This is a genomic window from Peribacillus sp. (assembly GCF_059453735.1).
The window spans coordinates 1-4,582 of the sequence record NZ_JAZVJO010000290.1 but is presented as its reverse complement, the minus strand read 5'-3'; the positions used below and the strand labels follow the sequence as shown (position 1 = coordinate 4,582).

Sequence of the window (4,582 nt, the reverse complement as noted above, 5' to 3'; positions counted from 1 at the left end):
GCACGCCGCCAGCGTTCATCCTGAGCCAGGATCAAACTCTCCGTAGAATGTTTGACTTGCTCGGTTGTTTTTATAGTGTGTACTCACTTCTTTAAAACGTTGACGCTTTGTTTTGTTCAGTTTTCAAAGAGCAATTTCGTTGTCGTTTCTTCCGAAGCGACTTGATTATCATACCATGTTGTCATTTATATTGTCAACAACTTTTTTAAAGTCTTTTTGAAGTTTTAATTAGCTGCGAAGCGAATGTCTCGCAGCAACGTTAATAAATATACCATCATTCTTTTTATCGGTCAATAGCTTTTTTAAAATAATTTCAAACTCTGTAATACCGGTGATAAACCTCTTGCCCTTTAGTCTCTACCTTAATAACATCAATAACATTCTTCTCTATTAAGTATTCTAGCAAAACACTTAGATCAACAGAATAATGAGCCAGTTCAGGATGTGCCATTAATTCAGCAATACTCCAAGGGTCTTCCTTTGTACTCATAATTTCTAATAAATGCTGTGAACCTAGATTAGTTCTCGAGTAAATCAGGAACTCACTTGCTAAGAACAATAGCTCTAATCTTTTCTCTAAAGACTCTCCGCTGGTCACCAACTCTTCATATAACTTAAATATCTCAGGTTCTATGTGTTTCACTTGATTCCAAACAGTCACTTCTGGATAAAATCCCTGCTCGATAATTTCAAGTCTAGCCAAATGATGCAGCGAATGAACAACATGGTTATACGCATCCAACGCATGGCCGTTTTCAAAGAATGATTTTCCATCTACATATCTTCTAATGAGCTTTGCAAATTCCATTCCCATTTTAATCTTCCGTCCATAGAAAGGGAACTCGCGAATTTCTGTTTTCAAGTTATGTACATATTCATTTCTATCAAAAAGAATTTTGCCATTTTGGATCCAATCAACCATTTTACGATTCGTTCCAAGCAGCAGCCATTCTTTCAGCTTTTCTTCCTCTACGATATGCATGGATGCTTTTTTGTTTCTATATGTATATTGTTTTAGAAAAACAGGTTCTTCCGCTTCTTTAACTATGATAAATAGAATGTAATCAAAAGAATCCGTACTCGTACTGCTGTCTCTCTTTTCAATTAATAAAATCCCTAAGGTAGATTTCATACTGGCGCGTTCCTGATAAATCGGACGAAGGATGTCCTCCATAGTTTAATTCCCCCAAAACCGTTAATATAGTTATTCTTTTCGACAGTTTTATTTCAAACTCCTGCTTATTCCTACTATTACAGCTTAATTTATAGCCTATCTTTGTTCATATTTGCCATATAGATATGATATAGTTATATCTCAGGAGGGACAACAATGGCTAAATATTCTAGTAAAATAAATAAAATTCGTACTTTTGCCTTAAGTTTGATTTTTATCGGCTTTATTGTGATGTACGGCGGTATATTCTTTAAATCTCATCCAATAGTGATGACTATTTTCATGGTACTGGGACTGCTTTTCATAGTTGCAAGCACAGTTGTTTACTTTTGGATCGGTATGCTGTCCACTAGGTCGGTACAAGTAATTTGCCCGAATTGCGGTAAACCAACAAAAATTCTTGGCCGTGTAGATATCTGTATGCATTGTGACGAGTCACTAACACTTGATAAAAATCTCGCAGGTAAAGACTTTGATGAAAAATATAACCGTAAAAAGATAAGTGATAAATAGGGTAAATTAAAAAAAGTTCCTCCTGTGAAGGTGGAACTTTTTTTAATGCACTTCTTTAGTTCCTGAACACTCAGGGCATTCGCCATAAATTTCCATGCGATGATGACTGACATTGAATCCAGTTACTTGAGAAGCAAAGTGTTCAACTTCATCTAAACCTGGATAGTGGAAGTCAACAATCTTACCGCAGTCTTGGCAAATAACATGATAATGATTAGTTGTAACAAAATCAAAACGTGCAGAAGAATCACCGTAAGTTAGTTCTTTTACTAAGCCGATTTCACGAAATACTCGTAAGTTATTATAAACAGTTGCCACGCTCATGTTGGGAAACGTACCTTCCAATGCCTTATAAATATCATCAGCTGTTGGATGCGACATGGAGTTAATTAAATACTCAAGTATCGCATGACGTTGAGGAGTGATTCTAACTCCAGTATCTTTTAATGAATGCAAGGCTTCCTTTAACATATCTTCGGACACCGTCATGCACCTCTTTTTCTCTTTAAGTATAAGTTCTTAAATTATAATCTTTATAAATAGTGTAATGGGAAAACCATGCATTTGTCAATGTTTCACCTATCTAGATAGGTGAAATTAGTCTTAAAATCTCACTATTATCCATTTATATGGTTTTTTTCCATTATCATACTCAACGTTAATATCCTTTTAATGGGTCTACGGTGTTTTTGAGTTCTCTGTTTCCCTCTAAGTAATTGAACAGGTTTTCTTTGAAAATCCCTAAAGCCCTAGGCAGATATTCGGTTGTTCGGCTAGAAATATGAGGAGTAACCGTTATATTCTCCATTGTCCAAAACACATGCGATTGATTTAGCGGTTCAGGTTCAAACACATCTAGGATAGCGTGTGCTAATTCTCCATTGTTCAAGGCTTCCACTAAAACATTTTCGTTAAAAAGGTCTCCACGGCCAATATTAATAAAGACACTGGTATTCTTCATTGCCTGAAACTGTTTTTTTGTAAACAGCCCCTTTGTTTCAGGAGTACTTGGTAAAACTGAAACTACATAATCAGATTGTTCGAGAGCCTCATTTAGTTTATCTAATTGATAAAGTGTGTCGATATAGTTTACCGCAGTACCGCTCCTATTTACTCCTAATGTTCGCAATCCAAATGCTTTGGATAACCGTGCAATTTCGCCTCCAATGGCCCCCGCGCCAACAATCAATATCGTTTTACTATGCAACTCTCCCATTTCTAATTTTCGATCCCACTTTTGATTTTGCTTATTAAGCATAATATTTTTAATCTTTTTTTCATATTGAAGGATCATACCTAGTGTATATTCCGCCATTGGGATTTTATGAATTCCCTTTGCATTTGTTATCAAGATCTTACGTGCAGCAATCGCGTTCAGCGGCATTTTTTCAAGACCTGCAGAGATCACCATAATCCATTTTAAAGAAAGTGCCTTCTCAATATGTTTTTCTGTGAGGTCCTCACCGTAAGTCATCAAGATATCTGCTTTCTTTAGTAGTTCATCTTCCAAATTTATACCATCTTGATAATAAAATGTAAGGTCTTGATACGTTTCGTTTAGTTCTGTTTGTAATGCTTCAGGTAGAATGACGGTTGTAAGGACTATCATTGTGTATCCTCCGTTTCAATGTCATGGTTTAATAAAAAAAAACGCGGCAATGAATCACCGCGTAAGCTGTTTTGAGGAGGTATTCCTATACTTAAGCATATTCACTTTCAAAACAATTGGTTGGACAAAAGCCTTACCCCTAGTAAAATAGGCCGTTAGATTAACTGGTCGGGGTTTAATCCTTCTAATTCAGGAAGGATAAATAAGCCATCTTTCCTAATCAATACGTCATCAAAATAGATCTCACCACCACCATATTCTTTACGTTGAATTAAGACCATATCCCAATGTACAGACGAACGATTACCATTGTCAGCTTCTTTATAAGCTTCTCCTGGTGTGAAGTGAAGACTGCCGGTTATTTTTTCGTCAAAAAGGATATCCCCCATTGGTTCAGTGATTAACGGGTTAACTCCAAGTGCAAATTCACCAATATAGCGTGCCCCAGTATCCGTATCAAAAATTTCATTCATTTTTTCTAGTTGATCTGAAACAGCTTTCACGAGTTTCCCATCTTTAAAAGTAAGTGACACATTATTAAATGTTGTTCCTCGATAAGGACATGGTGTATTAAACCTAATAACTCCATTAACACTGTTTTTAATTGGAGCCGTGAACACTTCACCGTCCGGAACGTTATTTTCTCCAGAACAGACCACGGCCGGGATTCCTTTGATTGAAAACTGGATATCTGTTTCAGGAGCTACAAGCCGAACTTTATCCGTACGCTCCATTAATTCCTTCAGCGGCTGCATAGATCGGTTCATTTTTTCATAATCAACCGAACTTACATCTAGTAAATAGTCTTCGAACCGGCTGAAGCTCATTCCCGCTTTTTGTGCTAGTCCACGAGTTGGATAATTAAGAAGAACCCAACGACGGTTATTTACGTAGAAAAAGGTCGATTCCTTCATTGCCTGGCCGTGGAGTCTATGCTTATCCATAGGAACTTCTGCCATTTCAGCATCATTTTCCTCACCATAAGCAATAATAACGGCATCAATATCTTGGTATTTCTGCATAGTCCATTTTGCAGCTGTCTCTAATTGCTCCTTTTTATAGCCCAGTGCCAAATGCTTATCAAGTTCATCATCCAGTATTTCTATATACGGGTAGGCCCCAAGTTGGTATACCTCATCTATGAGTTCCTTCATGAGCGGCTTGGCGTTATAATGTCCGCGGATCAAGACCCTTTCCTTTGGTTTTAATTTGACTGAATGATGAATCAACACTTTTGCTAAGTTAACAAGCCTAGTATTTCTCATAATACCCTCCGGTTACTGCTC

The 4,582-nt window shown here is 36.9% G+C and carries 5 protein-coding genes; 1 reads left to right on the top strand and 4 read right to left on the bottom strand.

The annotated features are described in order from the left end of the window. Positions 1-313 precede the first annotated feature (313 nt). A complete protein-coding gene (locus tag AC52RT_RS09290) occupies positions 314-1,174 on the bottom strand; it encodes a nucleotidyltransferase-like protein (RefSeq protein WP_495540477.1) in 861 nt (286 codons plus the stop codon). 156 nt (positions 1,175-1,330) lie between these two features. On the opposite strand from AC52RT_RS09290, the gene AC52RT_RS09285 reads away from it, so the two are divergent. Next, complete coding sequence (locus AC52RT_RS09285) at positions 1,331-1,687, top strand: YgzB family protein (protein WP_495540476.1); 357 nt, start codon at positions 1,331-1,333, stop codon at positions 1,685-1,687. A 42-nt stretch (positions 1,688-1,729) separates the two neighbouring features. Here AC52RT_RS09285 and perR read toward each other — a convergent pair whose 3' ends face one another. From perR to AC52RT_RS09270, 3 genes are all read right to left on the bottom strand, one after another. Next, positions 1,730-2,176: a peroxide-responsive transcriptional repressor PerR gene (perR, locus tag AC52RT_RS09280; RefSeq protein ID WP_495540475.1), complete on the bottom strand. Its 447-nt coding sequence runs from the start codon at positions 2,174-2,176 to the stop codon at positions 1,730-1,732. A 169-nt stretch (positions 2,177-2,345) separates the two neighbouring features. Next, complete coding sequence (locus tag AC52RT_RS09275) at positions 2,346-3,296, bottom strand: D-2-hydroxyacid dehydrogenase (RefSeq protein WP_495540474.1); 951 nt, start codon at positions 3,294-3,296, stop codon at positions 2,346-2,348. A gap of 155 nt (positions 3,297-3,451) precedes the next feature. After that, positions 3,452-4,561, bottom strand: coding sequence for an aminopeptidase (locus tag AC52RT_RS09270; protein WP_495540473.1), 1,110 nt, complete (start codon positions 4,559-4,561; stop codon positions 3,452-3,454). Between the last annotated feature and the right edge of the window lie 21 nt (positions 4,562-4,582).